Origin of the sequence: Flavobacterium filum DSM 17961 (assembly GCF_000425465.1) — a bacterium.
GTDB lineage: Bacteria > Bacteroidota > Bacteroidia > Flavobacteriales > Flavobacteriaceae > Flavobacterium > Flavobacterium filum.
In genome coordinates this window covers 20,611-43,787 of record NZ_AUDM01000007.1, presented here as the reverse complement: position 1 = coordinate 43,787, position 23,177 = coordinate 20,611, and the positions used below count along the sequence as shown (strand labels likewise).

At 33.7% G+C, this 23,177-nt stretch carries 18 protein-coding genes; 11 read left to right on the top strand and 7 right to left on the bottom strand.

Going from position 1 to position 23,177, the window contains the following annotated elements; genetic code table 11:
* The first annotated feature begins 145 nt into the window (after positions 1-145).
* The gene (gene nudK, locus H601_RS0104620) at positions 146-727 is read left to right on the top strand and encodes a GDP-mannose pyrophosphatase NudK (protein WP_026710412.1); all 582 of its coding nucleotides are present in this window, start codon (positions 146-148) and stop codon (positions 725-727) included.
* 54 nt (positions 728-781) lie between these two features.
* Here nudK and H601_RS0104615 read toward each other — a convergent pair whose 3' ends face one another.
* The 7 genes from H601_RS0104615 to H601_RS0104585 all read right to left on the bottom strand — a co-directional run bounded on the left by H601_RS0104615 (position 782) and on the right by H601_RS0104585 (position 7,913).
* On the bottom strand, positions 782-970 hold the full coding sequence (locus H601_RS0104615; protein WP_026710411.1) for a YgaP family membrane protein: 189 nt from the start codon (positions 968-970) through the stop codon (positions 782-784).
* A gap of 57 nt (positions 971-1,027) precedes the next feature.
* Positions 1,028-1,333, bottom strand: coding sequence for a hypothetical protein (locus H601_RS0104610; RefSeq protein WP_026710410.1), 306 nt, complete (start codon positions 1,331-1,333; stop codon positions 1,028-1,030).
* Between the two features lie 64 nt (positions 1,334-1,397).
* Complete coding sequence (locus tag H601_RS0104605; RefSeq protein WP_026710409.1) at positions 1,398-4,589, bottom strand: efflux RND transporter permease subunit; 3,192 nt, start codon at positions 4,587-4,589, stop codon at positions 1,398-1,400.
* Positions 4,590-4,657: 68 nt separating this feature from the next.
* Positions 4,658-5,737, bottom strand: a complete 1,080-nt coding sequence (locus H601_RS0104600; RefSeq protein WP_026710408.1) for an efflux RND transporter periplasmic adaptor subunit — start codon at positions 5,735-5,737, stop codon at positions 4,658-4,660.
* A gap of 96 nt (positions 5,738-5,833) precedes the next feature.
* Positions 5,834-7,147 (bottom strand): TolC family protein, encoded by a 1,314-nt coding sequence (locus tag H601_RS0104595; protein WP_026710407.1) that lies wholly within the window; start codon positions 7,145-7,147, stop codon positions 5,834-5,836.
* A 177-nt stretch (positions 7,148-7,324) separates the two neighbouring features.
* Entirely contained in the window at positions 7,325-7,717 is a 393-nt protein-coding gene (locus H601_RS15245) for a methyltransferase family protein (protein WP_051220658.1), read from the bottom strand.
* A complete protein-coding gene (locus tag H601_RS0104585; RefSeq protein ID WP_035655544.1) occupies positions 7,701-7,913 on the bottom strand; it encodes a DUF6132 family protein in 213 nt (70 codons plus the stop codon). The genes H601_RS15245 and H601_RS0104585 overlap by 17 nt, the downstream gene beginning before the upstream one ends.
* 143 nt (positions 7,914-8,056) lie before the next feature.
* Here H601_RS0104585 and H601_RS0104580 point away from each other — a divergent pair, with 143 nt between their 5' ends.
* The 10 genes from H601_RS0104580 (at position 8,057) to H601_RS15235 (ending at position 23,176) form a co-directional block, all read left to right on the top strand.
* Positions 8,057-8,593: an IS1096 element passenger TnpR family protein gene (locus H601_RS0104580; protein WP_026710405.1), complete on the top strand. Its 537-nt coding sequence runs from the start codon at positions 8,057-8,059 to the stop codon at positions 8,591-8,593.
* A gap of 118 nt (positions 8,594-8,711) precedes the next feature.
* Positions 8,712-9,071, top strand: coding sequence for a four helix bundle protein (locus H601_RS0104575; RefSeq protein ID WP_026710404.1), 360 nt, complete (start codon positions 8,712-8,714; stop codon positions 9,069-9,071).
* Positions 9,072-9,113: 42 nt separating this feature from the next.
* Entirely contained in the window at positions 9,114-10,172 is a 1,059-nt protein-coding gene (locus H601_RS0104570) for a nucleoid-associated protein (protein WP_026710403.1), read from the top strand.
* Between the two features lie 165 nt (positions 10,173-10,337).
* Positions 10,338-10,574, top strand: coding sequence for a hypothetical protein (locus tag H601_RS16475; RefSeq protein WP_026710402.1), 237 nt, complete (start codon positions 10,338-10,340; stop codon positions 10,572-10,574).
* Positions 10,575-10,950: 376 nt separating this feature from the next.
* Positions 10,951-12,435, top strand: coding sequence for a zinc metalloprotease (locus H601_RS0104560; RefSeq protein WP_156900344.1), 1,485 nt, complete (start codon positions 10,951-10,953; stop codon positions 12,433-12,435).
* A gap of 64 nt (positions 12,436-12,499) precedes the next feature.
* Positions 12,500-13,807, top strand: coding sequence for a T9SS type A sorting domain-containing protein (locus tag H601_RS16055; RefSeq protein ID WP_026710400.1), 1,308 nt, complete (start codon positions 12,500-12,502; stop codon positions 13,805-13,807).
* Positions 13,808-13,976: 169 nt separating this feature from the next.
* On the top strand, positions 13,977-14,873 hold the full coding sequence (locus H601_RS0104550; RefSeq protein ID WP_026710399.1) for an ABC transporter ATP-binding protein: 897 nt from the start codon (positions 13,977-13,979) through the stop codon (positions 14,871-14,873).
* A gap of 56 nt (positions 14,874-14,929) precedes the next feature.
* A complete protein-coding gene (locus H601_RS0104545; protein WP_026710398.1) occupies positions 14,930-15,769 on the top strand; it encodes an ABC transporter permease in 840 nt (279 codons plus the stop codon).
* Positions 15,770-15,785: 16 nt separating this feature from the next.
* Positions 15,786-18,080, top strand: a complete 2,295-nt coding sequence (locus H601_RS0104540) for a T9SS type B sorting domain-containing protein (RefSeq protein WP_026710397.1) — start codon at positions 15,786-15,788, stop codon at positions 18,078-18,080.
* Between the two features lie 32 nt (positions 18,081-18,112).
* Positions 18,113-23,176, top strand: coding sequence for a T9SS type B sorting domain-containing protein (locus H601_RS15235; protein WP_051220657.1), 5,064 nt, complete (start codon positions 18,113-18,115; stop codon positions 23,174-23,176).
* The last annotated feature ends 1 nt before the right edge of the window (position 23,177 follow it).

Here is a 23,177-nt window from a genome sequence, read left to right as displayed (position 1 = left end):
TTTTCATTAAGGCTTATTTTATAAATATTACAAACTTAATGAAGCTTAACTTCTTAATGGTTTAGATTTTTAGTTATATCAAGTCGAATAAAAACTTCTTTTTAGCTAAAAGTTTATGATATTTGTAAAATCAAGAAAAAAAAGTATGAACCCAAAAATCCAAATCACCAAAACCGAATTATTATCCGACAATTGGTATCTTCTAAACAAAGTTACTTACGAATTCACTCCCCAAAACGGCGAACCGGAAACACAACGAAGAGAAGTCTATGATCGTGGAAATGGAGCGGCAATTTTATTATACAACAAAGCAAAACAAACGGTTATTTTAACTCGTCAATTTCGATTACCGACTTTCTTAAACGGAAATGAAAGTGGTATGATGATTGAAGTTTGTGCCGGACTTTTAGACGAAAAAAATCCCGAAGATTGCATCAAACGAGAAACTGAAGAAGAAACCGGTTACCGCATTCAAGACGTAAAAAAAGTATTTGAAGCCTACATGTCGCCTGGAGCCGTAACAGAAATTTTATACTTTTTTACAGCCGAGTACCATCCTGAAATGAAAGTTAGCGAAGGTGGCGGATTGGCTTCAGAACACGAATATATTGAAGTGTTGGAACTCGATTTTAACAAAGCTTTGAAAATGGTTTATTCAGGAGAAATCAAAGATGCCAAAACCATTATGCTTTTACTGCATGCAAAAAGCGAAGGAGTATTGCCATAAAAAATCGGACAACTCAAAAGTTAAGCTGCCCGACTTTCTTCACTAATCAACTAATCAATCTTTAATTTTAAATACTTTCGTTAAAATATCATCCATTAAACACCATTTGGTTAAGGATGATTGTAATAAATTGGCTCCTACAAAAGCAGTGAACCACAACCAATTTTGGTTGACATAAATAGCCAGAAGAATACTAATTAAAATAAAAGTTCCGGCAATTCCGCGTACGATTCTGTTTTTCATTTTTTTGAGTTACTTAGTGGCTGAGATACTGAGTTGCTGAGTATTTCGACCAATTATTTAAATAAATTTTTCGATGTTAAATGTGGCTAAATGCACTTTTGATTTGGTTTCTAATTCTTGATTGAAAGCGAGAATTAATGCATATACTTTTTCCAAATTTTCAATCGGTACAAAAGCATAAAAAGCAATCGATTCGTTTTCGCTCATTTCACTTCCAAACCAATTGGAGGCTAACGCTTCTTCTGATAAATCTTTAAATCCGGTTACGTCACGATACGAATAGGTTTTTACACCGGATTGTTTGAGCAAATGCTGGATCTCTCGTTTGAAAGAATGGACAGCGGTTATTAAGACTAGTTTCATGTTTTTGAGTTGCTGAGTTACTGAGTTGCTGAGTTGCTAAGTTTTTGCTGATTACTATTCACTATTACTTTTCCCATTTTTTGCGTTCTGTAATGAAATAAATCAACGGAACTACAATTAGAGTTAACAACGTCGAAACAATCGCTCCGGCTACTAACGATATTGCTAATCCTTGGAAAATCGGGTCAAATAAAATGATGGATGCTCCAATTACAACGGCTCCCGTAGTTAGTAAAATAGGTGTTGTTCGCACTGCTCCGGCTTCGATTATGGCTTGTTTGATTTCGATGCCGTCATTTAACCTAATTTCAATAAAGTCGATTAAGAGAACTGAGTTCCGAACCATCACCCCGGCCAAAGCAATCATTCCGATGAAAGAAGTTGCCGTGAAAAAAGCTCCTAATAACCAATGTCCTAATACTATTCCCACCAAGGATAGCGGAATGGCCACCATCATCACAATTGGGGTTTTAAAATTTTGAAACCATCCGACAATCAACATATAGATAATGATGATAACCACTAAAAATGCAGCTCCTAAATCACGGAAAACTTCTAACGTAATTTGCCATTCTCCATCCCATTTTACAGTAAAATCATTTTCATCTGTGGGCTGTTCCATGTACAATTCGTTCACTTTATAGCCTTTTGGAAGTTGCATTTTTTCCAATTTCTCATTCATTCCTAAAATGGCGTACACCGGACTCTCCAAAGCTCCCGCCATATCAGCTAAAACGTACACCACTCGCTTTTGATCTTTACGGTAAATCGTATTTTGTAAGGTATCGGTAGTTACTTTAACCAAATCACTCACTGGAACCACATTGCCTCGACTTCCTTTAATTTTTACATTTTGAAGGTCTTCGATGGAAGTTTTATCTGCATCGTTTAAAGATAAAGTAATGCCAACCGGATTGTTTGAACGTTCGTCATACAAATGAGAAACCGGCATTTCTCGTAACAAATACGTCAAATTCCCAACCACTTGTTGCGGAGCAATTCCGTTTAACATGGCTTTTTCTCGATCAATTTCGAATTTGTATTCTACTTGTGGAGCCTCTACCATCCAATCGGTATCCACCACATCGGAAGTGTTTTCCAAGATGGATTTCACTTGATTGGCTACTTTAATTTGTTCTTGATAATCGGGTCCGTAAACCTCTGCCACCAACGTGGAAAGCACCGGTGGTCCGGGTGGAACTTCAACAATTTTTACATTGGCTCCATACTTTTTAGCAATTTTTTGCACTTCAGGACGAACCAATTTCGCCAAATCATGACTTTGTAAATCACGGTCTTCTTTGTGCAACAAATTCACTTGAATATCAGCCATGTTGCTTCCGCCACGCATATCATAATGACGCACCAATCCGTTAAAGGTTATCGGTGCAGAAGCTCCAATATAATTTTGATAATCTACCACTTCAGGAACGGTTGACAAGTATTGAGAAATTTCTTTGGTAACCGCTGCAGTGCGTTCTAAAGTAGTTCCCTCCGGCATATCAATCACCACTTGGAATTCATTTTTATTGTCAAACGGTAACATTTTTACGGCTACCGATTTGGTAAAAAACATGACCACAGAACCTACTAATAATACAATTGTTACTAAAAACATTGCATTACGTTTTTTAGAATTATCTAATAATGGTTGTTCTACTTTTTTGTAAATTTTATAAATCCATGATGTTTCAAAACCTTGTTCTTCTTTTTGTTCTTGCTCCTCTTTTTCATGCAATAAATGATAGCCCAAATAAGGTGTTACGGTTAATGCCACAAATAAGGATAACAACATCGCAATAGAAGCTCCAATAGGCATTGGACTCATATAAGGCCCCATCATTCCGGAAACGAAAGCCATCGGAAGAATTGCCGCAATAACCGTAAACGTTGCCAAAATAGTTGGATTTCCTACTTCATTAATTGCGTAAATCGCAGCCTGTTTAAACGGCAATCGCTTCATTTTGAAATGCCTATGCATATTTTCGGCGATAATGATACTATCATCCACCACAATTCCCACCACAAAAACCAAAGCAAAAAGCGTGATTCGATTTAACGTATAGCCCAACAAATAATAGCTAAACAAGGTTAAGGCAAACGTTAACGGCACAGAGAAGAAAACAACCAAACCACCTCTCCAGCCCATAGCTAACATAACCAAAACCGTAACCGCAATGATGGCAACACCTAAGTGCAACAACAACTCGCCTACTTTGTGCGAAGCCGTTTCACCGTAATTTCGAGTTACTTCTACATGTACGTCATCCGGAATAAGTGTTTTCTTTAAGGCTTCTACTTTATCCAAGATTTTTTCGGCAATTTTCATCGCATCAGCACCTTTTACTTTAGCAATTGAAATGGTTACAGCGGGGTACTCTGAATTATAAGTTGTATATTTTTCATTGGCTTTTCCATATCCAAATGAAACATAGTTTTTGGGTGTTTGCGGACCATCATGAATAGATGCCACTTGTTTCAAATAGACCGGTAAATTGTTGTTAACGCCAACTACTAAATTTTCAACATCTTCTGAAGTGGCTAAAAATTTTCCGGTGGTGACCAAATATTCTGTATCGTTTTGCACAAACGCACCCGATTGTGAACTCCCATTATTGGCTTGAATCATTTGCATGATACTAAGAGCATCTACCCCATTTTCCGCCATTTTATCTTTGTCTAAAACCACTTTCAATTCGCGTGTTCTACCGCCAATTTCTTTGGTAATGGCCACATCTTTTACTTTTTCAATTTCAGATGTAACTTCTTCTGCCAGTTGACGGATTTCAAAATCATCGTATTTTTCACTCCATAAAGTTAATCCCAACATCGGAACATCATCAATTGAGCGGGTTTTAACTATGGGTTGCATTACTCCTTCCGGGAAAATGTGACGATGTTTCATCAATTCATCATATAATTTCACATACGAATCCTCACTGTTTTCCCCTACGTAAAATTGCACCACCATCATGGAATAACCATTCATCGCCATGCTGTGAATGTGTTCTACCCCTTTGATGTTTCCGATTACTTTTTCTAACGGTTTCACCACTCTGCTTTCAATTTCTGAAGGGCTGGCTCCCGGATACATCACCATGACATCGGCCATGGGAACATTAATTTGTGGTTCTTCTTCTCTTGGTATTAAGAACGAACTATACGTACCAATAATCATCAACGCCACCATTAATAAAATGGTTAGTTTTGAATTGATAAAGAAATTGGCAATTTTACCTGATATACCTTCTTGCATAATTTTAATGTGTTAATTTGACAATGTGTCAATATGTCAATTGACTAATCGGCTAATTGACCAATTGGCTAATTAATTTGAACTTTAGCTCCGTTGAACAATTTCCCTTCTGCTGAAATGATGTAGGGTTCTTTGGCTGATAATCCGGAAAGTACTTCAACTTTATCGCCATAATTTTTACCGATACGTAACCATCTCAAAATGGCAACATTTCCACTTCCAACAGTATAAATTCCGGTAAGTTGACCTTGTTTTACTAATGCTGAAGTTGGTACAATAACTTGTTCTGAAACTGTTGCATTTGCTTCTTTTTCAATTGGGAATTGCACATTCACAAACATTCCGGAAAGAACAGTTTTATCCATTTCATCTAAATTGACTTTCACTAAATATTGTCCGCCTGTGTTTTTGGCTGACAAACTTACTTCTGCTACTTTTCCGGCTACTTTTTTATTCATTGATTTAATGATGATGGAAACCGGCATATCTTGTTTAATTTTTGAAATATCACTTTCAGAAACCATTGCGGTTACTTGTAATTTACCTGAACCTTCTACACTAACCAATGGCATTCCCGGATTGGCCATGTCGCCTTCTTTGATAAATGTGTTGGTTACCACGCCGCCAAAAGGAGCTGTAATGTTGGCATAACTAAATTGAGCCATGACTTCATTTCGCATTTGTTTGGCACCTTCTAAACCGGCTTTTGCCATTTCAAATCGAGCTGTCATGTCGTCCAACTCTTTTTGAGAAGCACTTTGTTGATTGAACAATGCTACAAAACGATCGTAATCTTTTTTGGCATTGTTATAACCAGCTGTTGCTTGTAAAATAGAAGCATCCACTTGTGCTTTTTTGGCTTGTAAATCGGTGTTGTTAATGCTCACTAACAATTGTCCTGCTCCTACTTTTTGTCCTACTTTTACATGAACTTTGGTTACGTAACCCATCATTCGGGTGCTGACATTGGCACTGTTTTCGGCTTCAATTTTACCGCTTGCCGTTACAAATGGACTGGTTGAATTTTCTACTATTCCATTTACTTTTACAGCAATTGGAGGTAATTCTTTGGTTTCTTTTCTATCGCTTCCGCAGGAAAATAAAAGAGCTGCTGAAAAAATAAGTAGAGAGGTTATTTTGATTTTCATAAGTTTGAATTTAATTTTTAATATTTTTTTCTTGAACACAGATTTAAGAAATTTTAATAATTTTAATAATTTCTCCAATCAGTATCCTTTTAATGATTATTTCGTTAAAAATTCCAAATACATTTTGGTGAAATTGTATTCAAAAACTGCTTGCAAGAATTCCAATTCTTTTTGAGCTGTTTGTGTTTCCGTCATCAATAAATCAGACGTTTTTTCTAAGCCTTGAGCAAAACGATTTTGACGAATTCTAAAACTTTCCTGGGTTTGTTCAAAAGCCAATTTGGAAAGAGCTACTTTGTTTTGAGCATCGGCTAATTGCCGATTGGTTTTGTTCAATTCTAGCTGACTTTGTTTTTTGTATTGTTCAGCTTCCGTTTCTGCTTTTTGAAATTCTACTTTTGATTTTTCAAATTTTCCAATGGATTTATAACCGTCAAATACATTCCATGACAATTGAGCTCCAATAGTATAACCGTTTGCACCAAATTGAAAGATTTCAGTATCGTATAACTCATAGGTTCCAAAAGCATTCAAACGTGGTAGAAAACTCATTTTACCTGATTTCATCATGTTTTTGTAGGCTTCGGTTGATTTTTCCATCGCTAAAAAATCTTTTCTTGATGTTGATAATTGAGCATTTTGGAGTGTTGGATTAATTTCATTATCTAATTTTTCCATCGGTTTATAAATGCCGCCTTTGGTATCTTCATTCAATAAAAAAGCCAAATAATCGGATGCGTTTCGCACATTACTTTTGGCATACGTCAGTTGATTAGCAATTTCATTTACGCGAACTTGCACATCCAACACATCCGTTTTTTGCAACATTCCTTGTTTGAAATAATTGTTGACCAAATTCAGATTGGCTTGGGCCGTTGTGTTCGCTTTTTCCAAAACCCCAACCGCTTTATAAGCCAATTGCAATTGCATAAACGCTTTGTTCACTTCCAATTCTAAATATTCTTTGGTGCGTTCGGTTTGCAATTGATAAGCTTCCATTTTTGATTTTGCTGCTTTTCTTTCAAATAAACCATCCGCATTTAAAATGGGTTGAAGCACTTCAATTCGAGTAGCATAATTTTGAACTTGTGAAGGATCATTCAACAAAGCCGGATTAAAATCGGCTTGTGTTAAGATTTCTTGATTCAATTTAGAACCAAATGCCATTAAAGGATTGGTTGTAGTAATGGCCGTATGCGAAGCCGAAATATTCGGCAAAAAAAGAGCATTGGATTGGCGATAATCTGAACGAGCTGACTCAACATTTTGTTTGGAAATTTTCAATTGAAGATTTTGCTCCGATAATTTTGTGGTTAAATCTGATTTGGAAATTTGCAAGGTATCTTGGCTGAATACAGCTGAAGAATATGCAAGTATCACAATTACAATCGTATTTTTAATAGTTTTCATTCGATTTACTTCTTAATTACATGACAAAAGTAGAACGATGAAAAAAGGTGTGCAGTAACATTTGTTACCAAGAGGATTTTTATACTTTTAGTATAATTTTAAAAAACAAGCTAGTTATAGACGAAGTTTCGGAAAAAACCTCCCCACTTTTTCCTGATAGTCTTTATATGAAGTAAATTATTGTGATAATTGTTTTTCTTCATAAACTGATTTTAAATAAAACCAAATCAACAACAAACCACTAATGAGCAATTTATACAGTGAACAATTATAAAGTGCAAATCCAATAGCAAACATCAAAATTCCGGTGTAAATGGGATGCCGACTGTACCGAAAAAATCCGTGTGTTAAAAGAACTGCTTTTTCGGTTGGCGTTGGGAAAACGGTAAGATTGGATTTTAATTCAAAAACAGTTAATAAAGCAATCATGAACCCGATAATAGCAATCACCATTCCGAATGTTGCTAGAAATTTTGGAATTTCTAAGGATTGAAAAAAATCAAACGCATAAACTCCAAAAAGAAGAAATTGGATAACAACAAAAATGTAATCTTTACTCGTTTTTTTCATGCTTCCTTTTTTTCTTGGGTGAAGTTACAAATAAATTGAATAACAAACCACCCATTAAACCACCATATAATGTACTATTTAATGGTTTTGAAGTGATTGCACAAGTTCCACTAGCACAACCTATTTGTTGGTAATATAAATAACCGACAATAAGTCCTACAATCACACCAATTACTGTAATAATGATTCCTTTCATGTATCTATAAATAACAAAAGTAAGCTCTTTTTTGGAAAAAGTATGTAATAAATGTTACACTCAAATCTTTTCAACAAAATGAAAACTTCAATTTTATTCCAACAAATATTCACTACTTTTGTCTCCCTAAAAATATATAGAAAATGATATATAAATTACGTGTAATCCTTGATAATGAAGAGGATATTTTTAGAGATATTGCCATTGAAAGTTCAGATTCTTTGGAAGATTTACACAATGCTTTGGTGAATGCTTTTGGTTTTGACGGAAACGAAGTGGCTTCTTTCTATACTTGTGATGACAATTGGAATCAAGAAGATGAAATTCCGCTTTTTGACACGGGCGATGTTGCGGGCGAAATGCGTATCATGAGCGATTTTTCGATTGAAGATTTGTTGTATGAAAAACAAACCAAAATTATCTATGTGTATGATTTCTTAAACATGTGGACGTTTTTAGTTGAGTTAGCCGCCATTGAAGAAAAACAAGTCGGAGTTACCTATCCTGAATTATTATTCTCTCACGGACTCATGCCAATTGGTGAGAACAACATCAATTTTGAGGCAGACGATGATAACTTATTTAGTGAATTTGATGATGACTTAGACGAAGACGATTTGGATATGTTTGATGGAGATGATTCGTTTGAGGATTATGGGTTTGAGGAGAATTGGAATTAAGTAGCTGAGTAGCTGAGTAGCTGAGTAGCTGAGTAGCTGAGTAGCTGAGTAGCTGAGTAGCTGAGTAGCTGAGTAGCTGAAAATTAAATATATAAACCATTCAAAACAATTATTAGCCATGAAAAATTTTAAATCATTACTAATTTGGCAAAAATCAATGTCATTAGTAACCGAAACCTATTTAATAACAAAAGAATTCCCAAAAGAAGAAATTTTTGGATTAACATCTCAAATTAGAAGAAGTTCAATTTCAATTCCGAGTAATATTGCAGAAGGATTTGGAAGAGATGGAAATAAAGAATTTTTAAGATTTTTAAAAATTTCATTAAGTTCACTTTTTGAATATCAAACCCAAATTGAAATTTCAAAAAACATAAATTATTTAAACGAACATCAATTTAACAAATTACACGAGTTCAGCAGAGAACTAGAAGCTATGCTTGTTTCATTCATAAAAAAAATTGAGGAATCAAAGTAAACTTAGCTACTCAGCTACTCAGTAACTCAGCAACTTAAAAAAATGATAAACCTTTTCAACGCCCACATCGAATCCCTTTCCATCCACCGAGTTGGAAACAAAAGCCGTAACGAAGCAATCTTTTTATCGGAACAACCGTATCAAACCAACGACGAAATTACACCGTTGTTGAAAGAGTTTTTCTTAAAACCTTTTCGGGAGAAGGAAGAAAACTACTATCAATTTGCCCATGAAGTCGATTTAGAATACCACGACATGTATAAATTGGCTTCTGAAGTGTTTGATAATCCGTCAACTATTCACGATGTTTCCAAAAAAATTACGAAACATTTATTTGAGCAATCCAATCATCCGCACATTAAAAACGGTGAAGTATATGTGGCTTATTTGACTCATTTAACCATTGATAATAATCAAGTAGATGCCATTGGCGTGTTTAAAAGTGAAGTGCAAGCCGACTTTTTGCAATTTGAAGAAAAAGGAACTAACTTGGAAATGTTGCTACAACACGGTATCAACTTGAACAAATTAGACAAAGGATGTTTGATTTTCAACTATAAAAAAGAGGAAGGATATAAAATCTTAACCGTTGACAGCAATCGATATGATGCTCGATATTGGTTAGAACATTTCTTAAGTGTTGATGCTTTTCAAGATGAAAATTTTATCACCAAAAAATACTTGAAATTCTGTCAGGATTTTGCCAAAGATGTAGTACTACCGGCAGAAGACAAAAAGCAAGAAGTGATGTTTATGAATCGTTCGGTGAATTATTTTGCTAAGAATGATGAATTTGAAGAAAGTAAATTTTTGAATGAAGTTATTGATAATCCTGATTTGATTCCGGAATTTAAAAACTATAAAGTCGATCGTGGTGAAAAATACAGCATTGAAGATGTGACGAATTTCCCAATTGCCAATGCGGCAGTAACCGATGCTCGTAAGAAGATTAAAAACGTAATCAATTTAGATACCAATATTCAAATAAAATTGGATTTTATCAACCCTGAAAGTGCCGAAAAATTTGTTGAAAAAGGCTGGGACGAAGAAAAACAAATGTATTATTACTTGGTTTACTTTAATAAAGAACAGAAATCGTAATTGAGTACAAAAATTTAAACTTAAATCCTTCTTCATACGTTGTAGAAGGATTTTTTATTGTAATCTTATTCATGATAAAGCATTAATTTTCAGTAGTATATCGATTATTTTTTGTGAAATATGTAAAATTCATTACGTTTATGTTGCCACAAAAAATACCACATTATGAAAACCTACACTTCTCCCCAAACTGCTTTGGGTCTTTCGGTTATTTGTAACCTGATTGGACACAAATTCAGAATCACCAAAAAAATCACCAATCATTTTCATGAATACCAATGCCGCTGTTGCGGAAAACAAATGACTGAAGATGTTTACGGAAGTCTGACTGAATTGACTGCTGAACGCAAAGAAATCAATACTACTTTACATTTTATTTTCAGTAAAAAACAACATTGTTGACTTTTAATTATTACTATTCCAAAGCAATTTTATGTAAATCTCACATTATTTATTTTTGAATCATTTTCCTTTCTTTTATAAAATACATTTTATTTGTAAGTAAAAACCATTATATTTACTTGATTATTAAGTTATAATCTGTTCGATAAAGGGTTTTTAATGAATTGATTTAAACAGAAAATTTACCACGTTGTCCGAAAATATGAAGTGCAAAACAGGAATAGAAAGCACTATTAAGTACGAAACGGTTATTCATTTAACATGGTATTAAATTAAACTAAATCAACAGGGCGGTACAACTAACCTAACCAAAATTGTGCCTAAAGTTATCGTCCTTCTGGTAATTCAGATGAATAATAAGGCAACAACTTACATTATGAAAAAAATTATTTTTCTTTTTTTTGCATTTCTTTATGCCTCAACTAGTATAGCTCAACTATTAGATTGTCCGGTTACACTCGATCCAAATTATGTTGAGCCGCCAGCTTCAGTATTAAATTCATTAATACAAAACCCAAATTCTACAGATAAATATGTGTTTAATGTTAAGTTTCATATTGTAAAAAATGATGATGGTTCTGGAGTTACTGCTACTTATGGCGAAAACGAAGTGATGAATGCTATTATGATTTTGAATACCAATTTTAATCAATTTAATATATTTTTTAAATATAAAGGATATGATGTAATTAATAGTACTTCGTTTATGAAAGTTCGAGCAGCTAATTTTCCAGATACAAATTTATCACATCCAACCTTTGACCAATTATTAGAATACAGCAAGACAGGAATGACCAATCCTGTTTATGATTATAATGCTTTAAATTTATTTATTGTTGAAGGCTTAGATTATAGTACAATAAGTCCTTTTAATCCAATGGTTAGAGGTGCTGCAAAAATGCCAGGAATTGACAGTATATATGGGCATAATCATTTATTAAGTAAAACTTTGCCTCATGAAATCGCTCACAATTTTAAACTATATCATACTTATCAAGATTCAGGTACACCATTTTGCGAACGTGTTGCTAATTTTGGAGACATTTTTAATAATTCAGCTACTCATGGTGATCGGATTGTAGATACAAAAGCATCTTTTATGTTTGGAGGTAATTATGCAGACCCAGCAACTTGTACCTTTCAAAATACTAATGGTTATGCTGATTGTTTTGGCACACCTTATGTAGATGTTCCAATAAAAAATTATATGAGTTCTACGAATCCATGTCAAGATTTGCATTCGACTTATTTGCCGGGTACTGGCGAATTTACCTCTGGTCAAGGCGTTTATATGAGAAATATAATAGCCTTATACTATAATCATCCAAATAATTTTTATGGATTCAGTAATGCTAAAAACACCGTTGAAAGTTTATATCAACCTTTTGAAACTATACCTTATGGTGGAAACATAATAAGAAGTGTAACAGACAATAATGATGGAACAGCAGAGGTCTGTAGAAACATGTTAATTAAACATCGTTTTCAAAAGGGTTTTGATTATGCTTTTACCAATGTAAACCCTTCTGATCCAAGCATAGCTACTTTAATTGATTTACCTGAAATCATTAATACTACCTATACTTTTGGTGTTCAAATTAATCAAGTAAATCCAGATATTGTAAAAGATGTTTTTGTAGATTGTCATCGAGAATCTTTCTGCCAAACAGAGGACTTTGTAAAAGGATTAGTTGTTTCTACTAATATTTTAGGTTCTATGAATTTGACTTTAGAAGAACTAAATGAAATACAAGTAAAAGACCCGGAATTATATGATAAATTAATGAGTCAGTATTATCATATCATCAATAAAGAAACATCATCAGGTGCTGTTAAGCAAACGTTTATTTATAAAAATTAAAATTAATTATAAATCCTATTGAAAGGTAAACTTTCAATAGGATTTTAATTTAAAAATTTGAGTCATGAAAAATTACTACTTTTTCCTTTTGCTTTTTTTCTTTTATAAGGGTAATGCTCAATATACGGTTATTCCTGACGAAGATTTTGAACAAGAACTCATCAACCAAGGTATTGATAGTGATGGTATCATCAATCATTTGGTATTAAATAGCGATATTAATACGGTTGTTAGTTTAAACATTAATGGCAGTAATTTACACAATATCATAGGAATTGAAGGTTTCACGCAGTTAGAAAGTATCAACATCAGAAACTGTACTAATTTAACCAGTTTAGATTTTAGTAATAATTTGAATTTAATTAATTTATCTTGTAATGACAATAGCCTAACAAGCATTAACATTACTAACAATATCGCCTTGCAAGGGTTAATTTGTGTAAGAAACCAACTCACTACGCTTGATGTTTCGAATAATATCAATCTCACAACTTTATCATGTGAACACAATCTATTAACAAGTCTTGATGTTTCTCAAAATGTTAATTTAACACTACTCTTTTGCTATAATAATCAATTAACATCACTGGATATTTTTGCAAATCCAGCACTATTATTACTTTCTTGTGGTTTTAATCCTTTAACTCATTTAACCATAACCAATGTACCACAATTCTATAGATTGCACTGCACAAATACTCAACTTATCACTTTAGATCTTTCTAATGTACCATCAATAAAAGAGTTATTTTGCCAAAATAATCTATTAACTACTTTAGATTTTGCTAATAATCCAGAATTGAAAGCGTTGTTTTGTATGAATAATATTAATCTTAGTACTCTTAACCTAAATTCCAACTCATTTTTAAATATTTTGCATTGTAACAATAATAGCCTTTCTTCAGTATTGCTTCAAAATGGTTCAAATACTCTACTAAATGGCCAATATGTTACAAATCCCGGTAGTGTAACACTTATTTATGACGACCGTTTTAAGGTTACTAATAACCCTAATTTGAGTTGTATTTTTGTTGATGATGTTGCCAATTGTAATGCTAATTGGCTAGAGAAAGATGCAACAACCCATTATGTGAGTACACAACAAGAATGTGAAGCTATTTTAAAAAATGATGAGTTTACCGCTTCTTCGTTTACCCTATATCCAAATCCTGTTCACAATATGTTGTATATAGAAAATAATACAAATACTCTAATTCAAAAAATTGTAGTGTATGATATAATGGGCAAAACAATTATGGAGCAAATTGGTAACATTGCCCAAATTGATTTTTCAAACGTTACAAAAGGTTTGTATTTTGTGAAAATTTCAAGTGAAAAAGAAATTATGGTAAAGAAAATTATGAGGAGGTAAATGGATTTATCCAAACCTTATCAAAATAAATATTTTATTGACGCTAAATTATATCTACTTATTCTGTATTTTTTGTAAAGCTATTTAATAAGTTTCGTCTTTTTTTAACATTTGTCGTAACAATTTGGTTGATTATTCGTCCTACTTGAATAAATCAATCAGATTCATTTTGGAAACCATTTTAACTTTAGAAAAATTAAACAAACGTTTTGGAGCGGTTCATGCCGTAAAAGATGTTTCTTTTGAAATCAAAAAAGGAAACGTATACGGGATTTTGGGTCCGAATGGCAGTGGAAAATCCACCACGTTAGGCATTGTACTTAACGTTGTAAATAAAACTTCCGGTGATTACCGTTGGTTTGGCGGAACAATTGAAACCCATGAAGCTTTAAAAAAAGTTGGAGCCATCATTGAACGACCAAATTTTTATCCGTACATGACCGCCAAGGAAAATCTGGAATTGGTGTGCAGAATTAAAGGTGCTCCTTTTTCTAAAGTGGAAGAAAAACTCGAAATTGTTGGACTTTCAGAACGAAAAGACAGTAAGTTCAGAACTTTTTCTTTAGGGATGAAGCAACGGTTAGCAATCGCTTCTGCCCTTTTAAACGACCCGGAAATTTTAATTTTAGACGAACCAACAAATGGTTTAGACCCACAAGGTATCAGACAAATACGCGATATTATTAAAACCATTGCTTCGCAAGGAACGACTATTTTATTGGCTTCTCATTTATTAGATGAAGTAGAAAAAGTATGTAGTCATGTTCTCGTTTTGCGAAAAGGAGAAATTCTCTATTCCGGAACTGTGGATGGAATCATTGCCAATGAAGGTTTTTTTGAGCTTCAATCGGATAATATGACCGATCTGAAAGCTAAACTTGAACTGCATCCTGCTGTTGATTCAATAAATGAAGAAGACAACAAATTATTTGTATATCTAAAACAAGCGTTGGAAGCACATGAACTGAATAAATATTTGGTTCAAAAAGGGATTTACCTCAATCATTTGGTCAAAAGAAAATATAGTTTAGAAGAACAATTTTTACAATTAACCAACAATAAATAAATCCTTTCACCTTTTACCCATTACCCATTACCAATCACCCATTACCAAATACCTTCATGAAAAGACTTCTTCAAATAGAATTTCAAAAAATATGGAAAAACAGAGCCAGTAGAATTTTGACCTTGGCCTATTTTATCATCTTAACCTTTATCGCTCTTATTGCATCAATCGAATTTAAGATTGGAAACTTTGAATTGCGAATTGCGGATCAAGGTATTTTTAACTTTCCCTATATTTGGCATTTTAACACCTATGTAGCCGCAATTCTTAAACTTTTCTTAGCCATTGTTATCGTTTCTATGATGGCCAATGAATATTCGTATGGCACTTTAAAACAAAATCTAATAGACGGTTTAAGCAAAAAAGAATTTATTCAATCTAAATTTTTGATTGTTTTTACGTTTGCCGGAATTTCTACCGTTTTTATTTTCATCATGAGTTTGCTACTTGGCCTAAGCTTTTCTGCCTACAATGAAATTGGAATCATTTTCTCTGATTTGGAATATTTATTGGCCTATTTCGTAAAACTTTCTGCCTTTTTCTCTTTCTGTTTGTTTTTGGGTATTTTAGTTAAACGCTCTGCATTTGCATTAGGTTTTTTATTCATTTGGAACATTATTGAAGGAATCATCATAGGTACACTTCGATGGAAAGTATTTAAAGATTCTGATAATTACCAATATATCACACAGTTTTTACCATTGGAATCGATGTCTAACCTTATCAAAGAACCAATTACTCGTTTAAATGTGATAAAAAACATTGAAACAACTATTGGTGGAGAAGCGAGTTTAAAGGATTATAGCGTGCATTGGTATTCATTAGTGATTGTCATTGCTTGGACTGTTATTTTTATGTTAATGTCCTATAAAATTCTACAGAAAAGAGATTTGTAGTATCTTTGCAAACGCTATGAAGTTTGCCAAAAACATTACTTTTTTTATTTTTACGCTGCTGTTTTTCAACACTATAAAAGCTCAGTACATTCAAGTTGACGATAATTCTTTTACCGCAACTGAGCTTATTGAAAATGTTTTGGTTAACAGTCCATGTGCAAATGTTTCAAATGTAAGTGTTTCCGGATGGAGTTTCAGTTCAGGAAATAGTTATGGTTATTTTACGGCTAAAGGCAGTTCATTTCCTTTTCAAGATGGTGTAATTATTTCAACCGGAAGAGCAATTTCTGCGATTGGACCCAATAATTCATTATTAAGTGAAGGTCCAACCAATTGGCCTGGTGATAATGACTTACAACAAGCTATCAACGAATCTAATACGATAAATGCTACCGTAATTGAGTTCGATTTTTTACCATTTGCTAATAAAATTAGTTTTGAGTATATCTTTTCATCAGAGCAATATTTATCCAACCCAAATTCTAATCAATGTAGTTATTCAGACGGATTTGCATTTTTATTAAGAGAGGCTTCCACTTCGCAATATATTAATTTAGCGGTTGTTCCGGGAACTAGTACTCCGGTAAAAGTTCCTACTGTTAGAGGTTCCGGAACCATTTGTCCGCCTGCAAATGAACAATATTTTGATGCCTTTAACGGTATTGCACATCCTACTAATTATAATGGTCAAACCAAAATTCTAAAAGCAGAAAGCAATGTTATTCCCGGCCAATTGTACCATATTAAACTGGTAATTGCCGATCAAGGAAATAATCTGTACGATTCTGCTATTTTTCTAGGAGGAGGAAGTTTTACAGTAGAAACCGATTTAGGTCCGGATAGACTTATTTCAAATAATACTCCGCTTTGCGAAAACGAAACATTGGTTTTAGATGCCACAACTCCAAATGCTATAGCTTATCGATGGTATAGAAATAATCAACTTTTAATTGGAGAAACTGGCCCAACTTACACAGTTACCCAATTTGGTTTTTACAAAGTGGAAGTTCAATTTAATGCGAGTTGTTTTTCTACCGGAGAAATTACCATTGAATATGTTTCAAATCCAACACCTAATTCGGTTGCGCTAACGCAATGTGATGACAATAATGACGGTATTGCCTATTTCAATCTAACGGATGCATATAGTGCAATAGTTGGTTCAAATACGAATGTTCAAACTCCAAGATTTTTCTTTAGTCAAAGTGATGCAGAATTGAATATAAATACTATTTCTACAACAACTCCCTTTTTAAACACGAGTGTTAATCAAATGCTTTATGTTCGATTACAAAATATTTATGGATGTTTTAGTATCTCTACTGTAACATTATCTACTTCAAACAGTACATTAGTATTACCAAGTTCAATTATTTGTGATAATGATGATAGTCCTGACGGAATTACCACTTTTAGTTTATCATCAGTTGTAACACCAAATATATTGTCTTTATTTCCAAATGGTAGTCAATTAACGTATTACGCTTCTTCAACCGATGCTCAATTGCAACAAAATGCTTTCTTAAATTCTTTTACCAATACAACACCTTTTGAACAAACAATTTATATTAGAGTTGCAAATGGCACAACTTGTTTAGGCATTTTTCCACTGGTTTTAGAAATCAAAATTTTTACGCCAATTGGTTTAGAAGATGAAACAATCTATTTGTGTGAAGGTGAAACGATTTCAATTGGAGTGCTTCCCAATTTTTCTTCTTATCTATGGGATACTGGTGAAACAACTCCAACTATTTTTATTGATGAAGCCGGAACCTATACCATTACGGTATCGAATAGTGAAGGTTGCACGGTTTCAAAAAAATTTACGATTCTTTTATCAGGGCCACCAACTATAGATTCAATCCTTATTAATGATTTTTCCGGTAATCAAAATTCGGTGACCATCAATGTTTTAGGTTTTGGAGATTATGTCTATTCTTTAGATGGAAGTTACTTTCAAAATTCGCCGATTTTTCAATCGGTTCCTGCCGGAGAATATTGGGTTACCGTTAAAGATTTAAATGATTGTGGGATAAAAACCCAAAAAATAATAGTGTTGGATTATCCAAAATTCTTTACGCCAAACGGAGATGGTATTCATGATATTTGGAAAATAGAAAAGCTCACAGACACTAAGTCAAGCATTGCTGTTTTTGACCGTTATGGAAAATTAATCGTACAATTTAATCCATCTATAAAAGGTTGGGATGGAAATTTTAATAACACTTCAATGCCTTCATCCGATTATTGGTTTATTTTAACACTTTCTGACGGAAGAATCATCAAAGGTCACTTCGCTTTGAAAAGATAAATTACTATCTTTGTTAGCCTTTGAAAAAGAAAATGAAAAAAATTTTATTATTAATCCTATTCTTGAGTGTTAACTGTTTTGCTCAATTTAGTAAAACGCACTATATACCACCTCTTGGAGGAGCTGACGGTCAACCTGCCCAAAGTCAGTTTATCTATATATCCTCTCCAAGTTTAACTCCTATTAATTTTACGATTTATAATTTAGGTGGCGGTACTGTAAACGGAACTGTTTCTCGTAATAGTCCCTACGTTTTTAATGTTGGATTTGGCACCAATACCCAACTAATGGTGAGTAATGCCAATGTGAATACCGTACAAAACAACAAAGGTTTTATTATTGAAGCAGAAGATCAAATTTATGCCGCAGTTCGATTAACCGCTACGCCACAGAACTTTCAAGCTGGTGGATTAGTATCCAAAGGTCTAGCTGCTTTGGGCACACAATTCAGAATTGGTGCTTTTGTAAATACAGGAATTTCAGCGATAAACACCAATCATTATACCTTTATTTCTGTATTAGCTACTGAAAATAATACCACTGTTTCTTTTAGCGACATTAAGCCCGGAGTTTCATTGATAAACAATGCCGGAGCCGGAAATACTCCACCTAATGTTACTTTAAACAGAGGACAAAGTTTTGTATTGGCCACTACCGGACCAACGGATGGAAACAGAGATGGATTAATTGGAGCACTTGTTACTTCTGATAAACCTATCACAGTGAATTGTGGTTCATTTGGAGGAACTAATGGTACAAATGACAATAATATTGACCTTGGTTTTGACCAAATTGTTTCAGCTGAACGCATTGGAAATGAATATATTTTCGTGAGAGGTTTTGGTGAAGATGTTACAGAAAGAGCCTTGATTGTAGCCCATGAAAATAACACTCAAGTTTTTTTAAACGGAAATACTGGAGCTCCAAATTACACTTTAAATGCTGGTCAATATGTGGCTATTGATGGTTCATTATACAGTACAGACGGAAATTTATATGTAAACACTTCTAAAAATGTATTTGCTTATCAAGGAGTTGGCGGAAGTACTCAAGCCAATCAAGAAATGTATTTTGTTCCACCGTTAAGTTGTCAAACTCCAAAAATTATTGATAATATTCCGTTACTTCATTTGATTGGAAATAGTGTTTATACCACAAATAGCGGACTAAATATCGTCACAGAAACCGGAGCTACACTCGACTTTATTTTAAATGGAACCAACTATACACTTGCCGGATTACCCGGAACTGTAAATGCTCAAGGCCCTTTTACCATTCCCGGTAATGCAAATTATGTTACCTATAAACTAACTGGAATTACAGGAAACATTTCTGTTTTTGCAGATAAACAATTATATATTTCTTACTTCGGTTCGAATGACAATGCAACGTATGGAGGTTACTATTCCGGATTTACATTTAAACCCGAAATTTCTTTTAACCGATTAGATGTATCGAGTTCTAATTGTATCCCAAATGTAAACCTTTCAATTAATTCTCTTTCTCCTTTTGACACCTATCAATGGTATTTTAATGGTGATCCGATTGTTGGAGCAAATTCACCGAATTACACACCTACTGTACCGGGTTTCTATTATTTATCAGCAACTGTAACCACTTGTAATATTACACTTATTTCAGATGAAATACCAGTAAGCGATTGTGCTATTGACACTGACAATGATAACGTTTTTGATAATATTGATATCGATTTAGACAATGACGGAATAACGAATTGCACGGAATCATTTGGAGATGTACCGATTGATCTTTCAAATGCAGCAAATGGAAATTTTTCAGTTGCGACTTATTCAAACGGATATAATGGTTTGATTTCCATCATTGGAAGTGGAACTCCCCCTCCTACTCCTTTTACGGGAAGCACTGATGGAACATTTATCACAAATCCGGCAGATGGTATAGGAAAATCTGTTCAATATGAAATGCAATTTAATCAACCGGTTTCTATAAAATTAGAGTATGTAGATACTGCTAATACTGCTGATTTATTATCCTCTTCAGGCGAATTTATTATTCAAGGAGACACTGATAAAACCATCACATTATTGAATCCTACAGATCAATTGTTAGTGGATACCAATTATGATGGCATTTATGAAAATGGAGTAACCGAATTCTCTTCCTTTCAAATTCGCTTCCGATTAAACAGTGCAACTTCGCTTGCAGCTGGTACTGGAACTTTTTCTTTTTCAACACACCTAACCAATTTTATTTCAATTAGACATATCAATCTTACCGACAATACTTCTAAAGCTTCCTTCAAGCTTAAAGCCACTTGTGTTCCGAAAGATACGGATGGTGATGGAATTCCAGACCAAAAAGATTTGGATTCAGATAATGACGGTATTCCGGATAATAGTGAAGCTCAAGGCCAGAATTTTATTGCTTATACTACTGTTGATGTAAATAAAGATGGATTAAGCGATGCTTATGGAAATGGCTTAATTCCAATTGATACGGATGGTGATAGTGTTCCTGATTATCTTGATTTAGACAGTGATAACGATGGGATTTATGATTGGAGAGAAGCCGGTTTATCAGCTACTGATTCCAATAACGATGGAAGAATTGACGGAGTTCTATTTGGAAATAATGGTTTGGCCGATAATTTAGAAACGACTCCTGAAAATGGCATTTTAAATTATACGATTACCGATACAAACAATGACGGAATTGCCAATTATATTTCGTTAGATAGCGACGGCGATTTGTGTTTTGATGTTATTGAAGCTGGATTTTCAGATACTAATAATGATGGTTTTTTAGGAAACACAGCTCCAGTTACAAATGCAAACGGAGTGGTTACAAATAGTGCAATTGGCTATACTGTTCCCAATCTAAATTACATTATTGCGGCACCCATAAGCATTAGTACTCAACCAACAAATCAAGTGACGTGTAACACGCAAAACGCAAGCTTTCAATTTACGGCAACACCTTCTGATAATTATCAATGGCAGGTTAGCACCAATAACGGAACCACATGGAATAATTTAACTAATTCAGCTATTTACAGTGGAGTAACTACCATAAATTTACAAATTACGGGTGCTACTACTAGCATGAATAATTATCAATACCGTGTATTCATCAACAGAAATGGGAATAGTTGCGGATTATATTCCGATGCGTCTATCCTAACCGTTTACCCTTTACCGGTTTTAAATTCTCCCGTTACGATAGTTCAATGTGATGATGATGATACAAATGATGGTATTTCCTTTGTCAGTTTAATTCAAAAAAACAGTGAACTTTCTGCAAATTCGCAAAATGAAACGTTTACTTATTTCACTTCGGCTATTGCCGCACAAAATAATAATCCTGCTTTTCAAATTACGAATCCTGTAGCTTATTTTACCGGAAATACTACCATTTGGGTGAGAGTTGAAAATGCTGATGGTTGTTTTGAAGTAGGACAAATCAATGTGTTTGTTTCAGCAACTCAAATTCCATCCACTTTCATCAGAAGATTCTCTAAATGTGATCAATACTTTAATGACATTGAAAATGATAGAGATGGTGTATCTCAATTTGATTTTAGCAGTGTAACTACTGATATTTTAGCATTATTACCCACAACAAATACGTACACAATTGCTTACTATCGTACACAAGCAGATGCATTAGCAGAGACGGATGCTAATGGAAATTCATTAGCGGTAAACCCGGCAGCTTATCAAAATATAGGTTTCCCCGGATTTCAACAAATTTGGGTGCGAGTAGAAAGTGCGGTTGATAATGCATGTTATGGGATTGGTCCTTTTGTAGAATTAACTGTTGAAGATTTACCAACAGCTCATCCAATTGCTGATTTTATAACTTGTGATGATGACTATGATGGACTTTTCCCATTTGATACAAGTACAATTGAAACTACCGTTTTGAATGGTCAATCTCCATCAAATATTATAGTTAGCTTTTTTGATCAAAACAATAATCCGTTACCAAGTCCGTTGCCAAATCCATATTTATCCGGAAGCAAAACGATTACCATTCGAGTAACAAATACAACTACAAACGACCCTAATGGTCCGTGTTTTGATGAAACTACATTAACTTTTAAAGTTGATGTTTTGCCAAGAGCGTTTGCAGTAGCAGATTTTGTCACTTGTGATATTGACGGAATAGAAGATGGAAAATTTCAATTTGATACTTCATTATTAGAGTCAACTCTTTTAAACGGTCAAACCGGGATGGTCGTTACCTATTTTGATCAAAATGGTGCCAGTTTACCAAGTCCATTTCCATCCAATTTCTTCACAACATCCCAAACCATAAAAGCAGTTGTAACCAATCCTTTGAATACGACTTGTTTTGCGGAGCGAGATATTGTTTTTACAGTAAATCCATTACCACAACTGGAAGAAAACGAAAAAATAATAGTGTGTGAAAACACTGATCCAATTACCATTATTGCCGGATTACTTGTTGGAAATACATCAGATTTTAGTTATAAATGGTTCAAAGATGAAATAGAAATTGTTGGCGAAAACAACAGTACATTAACTGTTCAACAAAATGGTATTTACCGAGTTATCGTTACAAACATTTTTGGTTGTACACAAACCAGAACAATTGAAATTGTATATTCACAACCGGCAACAATTGATGATATTGTGATTGTTGATTTATCAAATAACAATACCGTTACGATTTTTGTATCCGGTTCAGGAAATTATGTTTATAGTTTGGATTCAGAAAATGGTTTATTCCAAACTTCTAATCAATTTTTTAATGTTATTGCTGGACTTTACACAGTTTATGTAAAAGATTTATTGGGCTGCGAAACGGTTAGTCAAGAAATAGCCGTTTTAGGTGTACCAAAATTTTTCACGCCAAACGGTGATGGTTTCAACGACTCTTGGAATATTAGAGGTGCAAACGAAAGATCAAACGGAAAATCAATTATTTATATTTTTGACCGTTATGGAAAATTAATCAAACAAATCAGTCCACTTGGTAATGGTTGGGATGGAACTTATAATGGAAGACCGTTACCATCTGATGATTATTGGTATTCCATTCAATTTGAAGACGGAAGAAGTGCAAAAGGACATTTTAGTTTAAAACGTTAGT

Bases quoted from the DNA above. Each gene is read 5' to 3' on its own strand.
- nudK (WP_026710412.1), top strand. From the start codon at position 146: ATGAACCCAAAAATCCAAATCACCAAAACCGAATTATTATCCGACAAT.
- H601_RS0104615 (WP_026710411.1), bottom strand. From the start codon at position 970: ATGAAAAACAGAATCGTACGCGGAATTGCCGGAACTTTTATTTTAATT.
- H601_RS0104610 (WP_026710410.1), bottom strand. From the start codon at position 1,333: ATGAAACTAGTCTTAATAACCGCTGTCCATTCTTTCAAACGAGAGATC.
- H601_RS0104605 (WP_026710409.1), bottom strand. From the start codon at position 4,589: ATGCAAGAAGGTATATCAGGTAAAATTGCCAATTTCTTTATCAATTCA.
- H601_RS0104600 (WP_026710408.1), bottom strand. From the start codon at position 5,737: ATGAAAATCAAAATAACCTCTCTACTTATTTTTTCAGCAGCTCTTTTA.
- H601_RS0104595 (WP_026710407.1), bottom strand. From the start codon at position 7,147: ATGAAAACTATTAAAAATACGATTGTAATTGTGATACTTGCATATTCT.
- H601_RS15245 (WP_051220658.1), bottom strand. From the start codon at position 7,717: ATGAAAAAAACGAGTAAAGATTACATTTTTGTTGTTATCCAATTTCTT.
- H601_RS0104585 (WP_035655544.1), bottom strand. From the start codon at position 7,913: ATGAAAGGAATCATTATTACAGTAATTGGTGTGATTGTAGGACTTATT.
- H601_RS0104580 (WP_026710405.1), top strand. From the start codon at position 8,057: ATGATATATAAATTACGTGTAATCCTTGATAATGAAGAGGATATTTTT.
- H601_RS0104575 (WP_026710404.1), top strand. From the start codon at position 8,712: ATGAAAAATTTTAAATCATTACTAATTTGGCAAAAATCAATGTCATTA.
- H601_RS0104570 (WP_026710403.1), top strand. From the start codon at position 9,114: ATGATAAACCTTTTCAACGCCCACATCGAATCCCTTTCCATCCACCGA.
- H601_RS16475 (WP_026710402.1), top strand. From the start codon at position 10,338: ATGAAAACCTACACTTCTCCCCAAACTGCTTTGGGTCTTTCGGTTATT.
- H601_RS0104560 (WP_156900344.1), top strand. From the start codon at position 10,951: ATGAAAAAAATTATTTTTCTTTTTTTTGCATTTCTTTATGCCTCAACT.
- H601_RS16055 (WP_026710400.1), top strand. From the start codon at position 12,500: ATGAAAAATTACTACTTTTTCCTTTTGCTTTTTTTCTTTTATAAGGGT.
- H601_RS0104545 (WP_026710398.1), top strand. From the start codon at position 14,930: ATGAAAAGACTTCTTCAAATAGAATTTCAAAAAATATGGAAAAACAGA.
- H601_RS0104540 (WP_026710397.1), top strand. From the start codon at position 15,786: ATGAAGTTTGCCAAAAACATTACTTTTTTTATTTTTACGCTGCTGTTT.
- H601_RS15235 (WP_051220657.1), top strand. From the start codon at position 18,113: ATGAAAAAAATTTTATTATTAATCCTATTCTTGAGTGTTAACTGTTTT.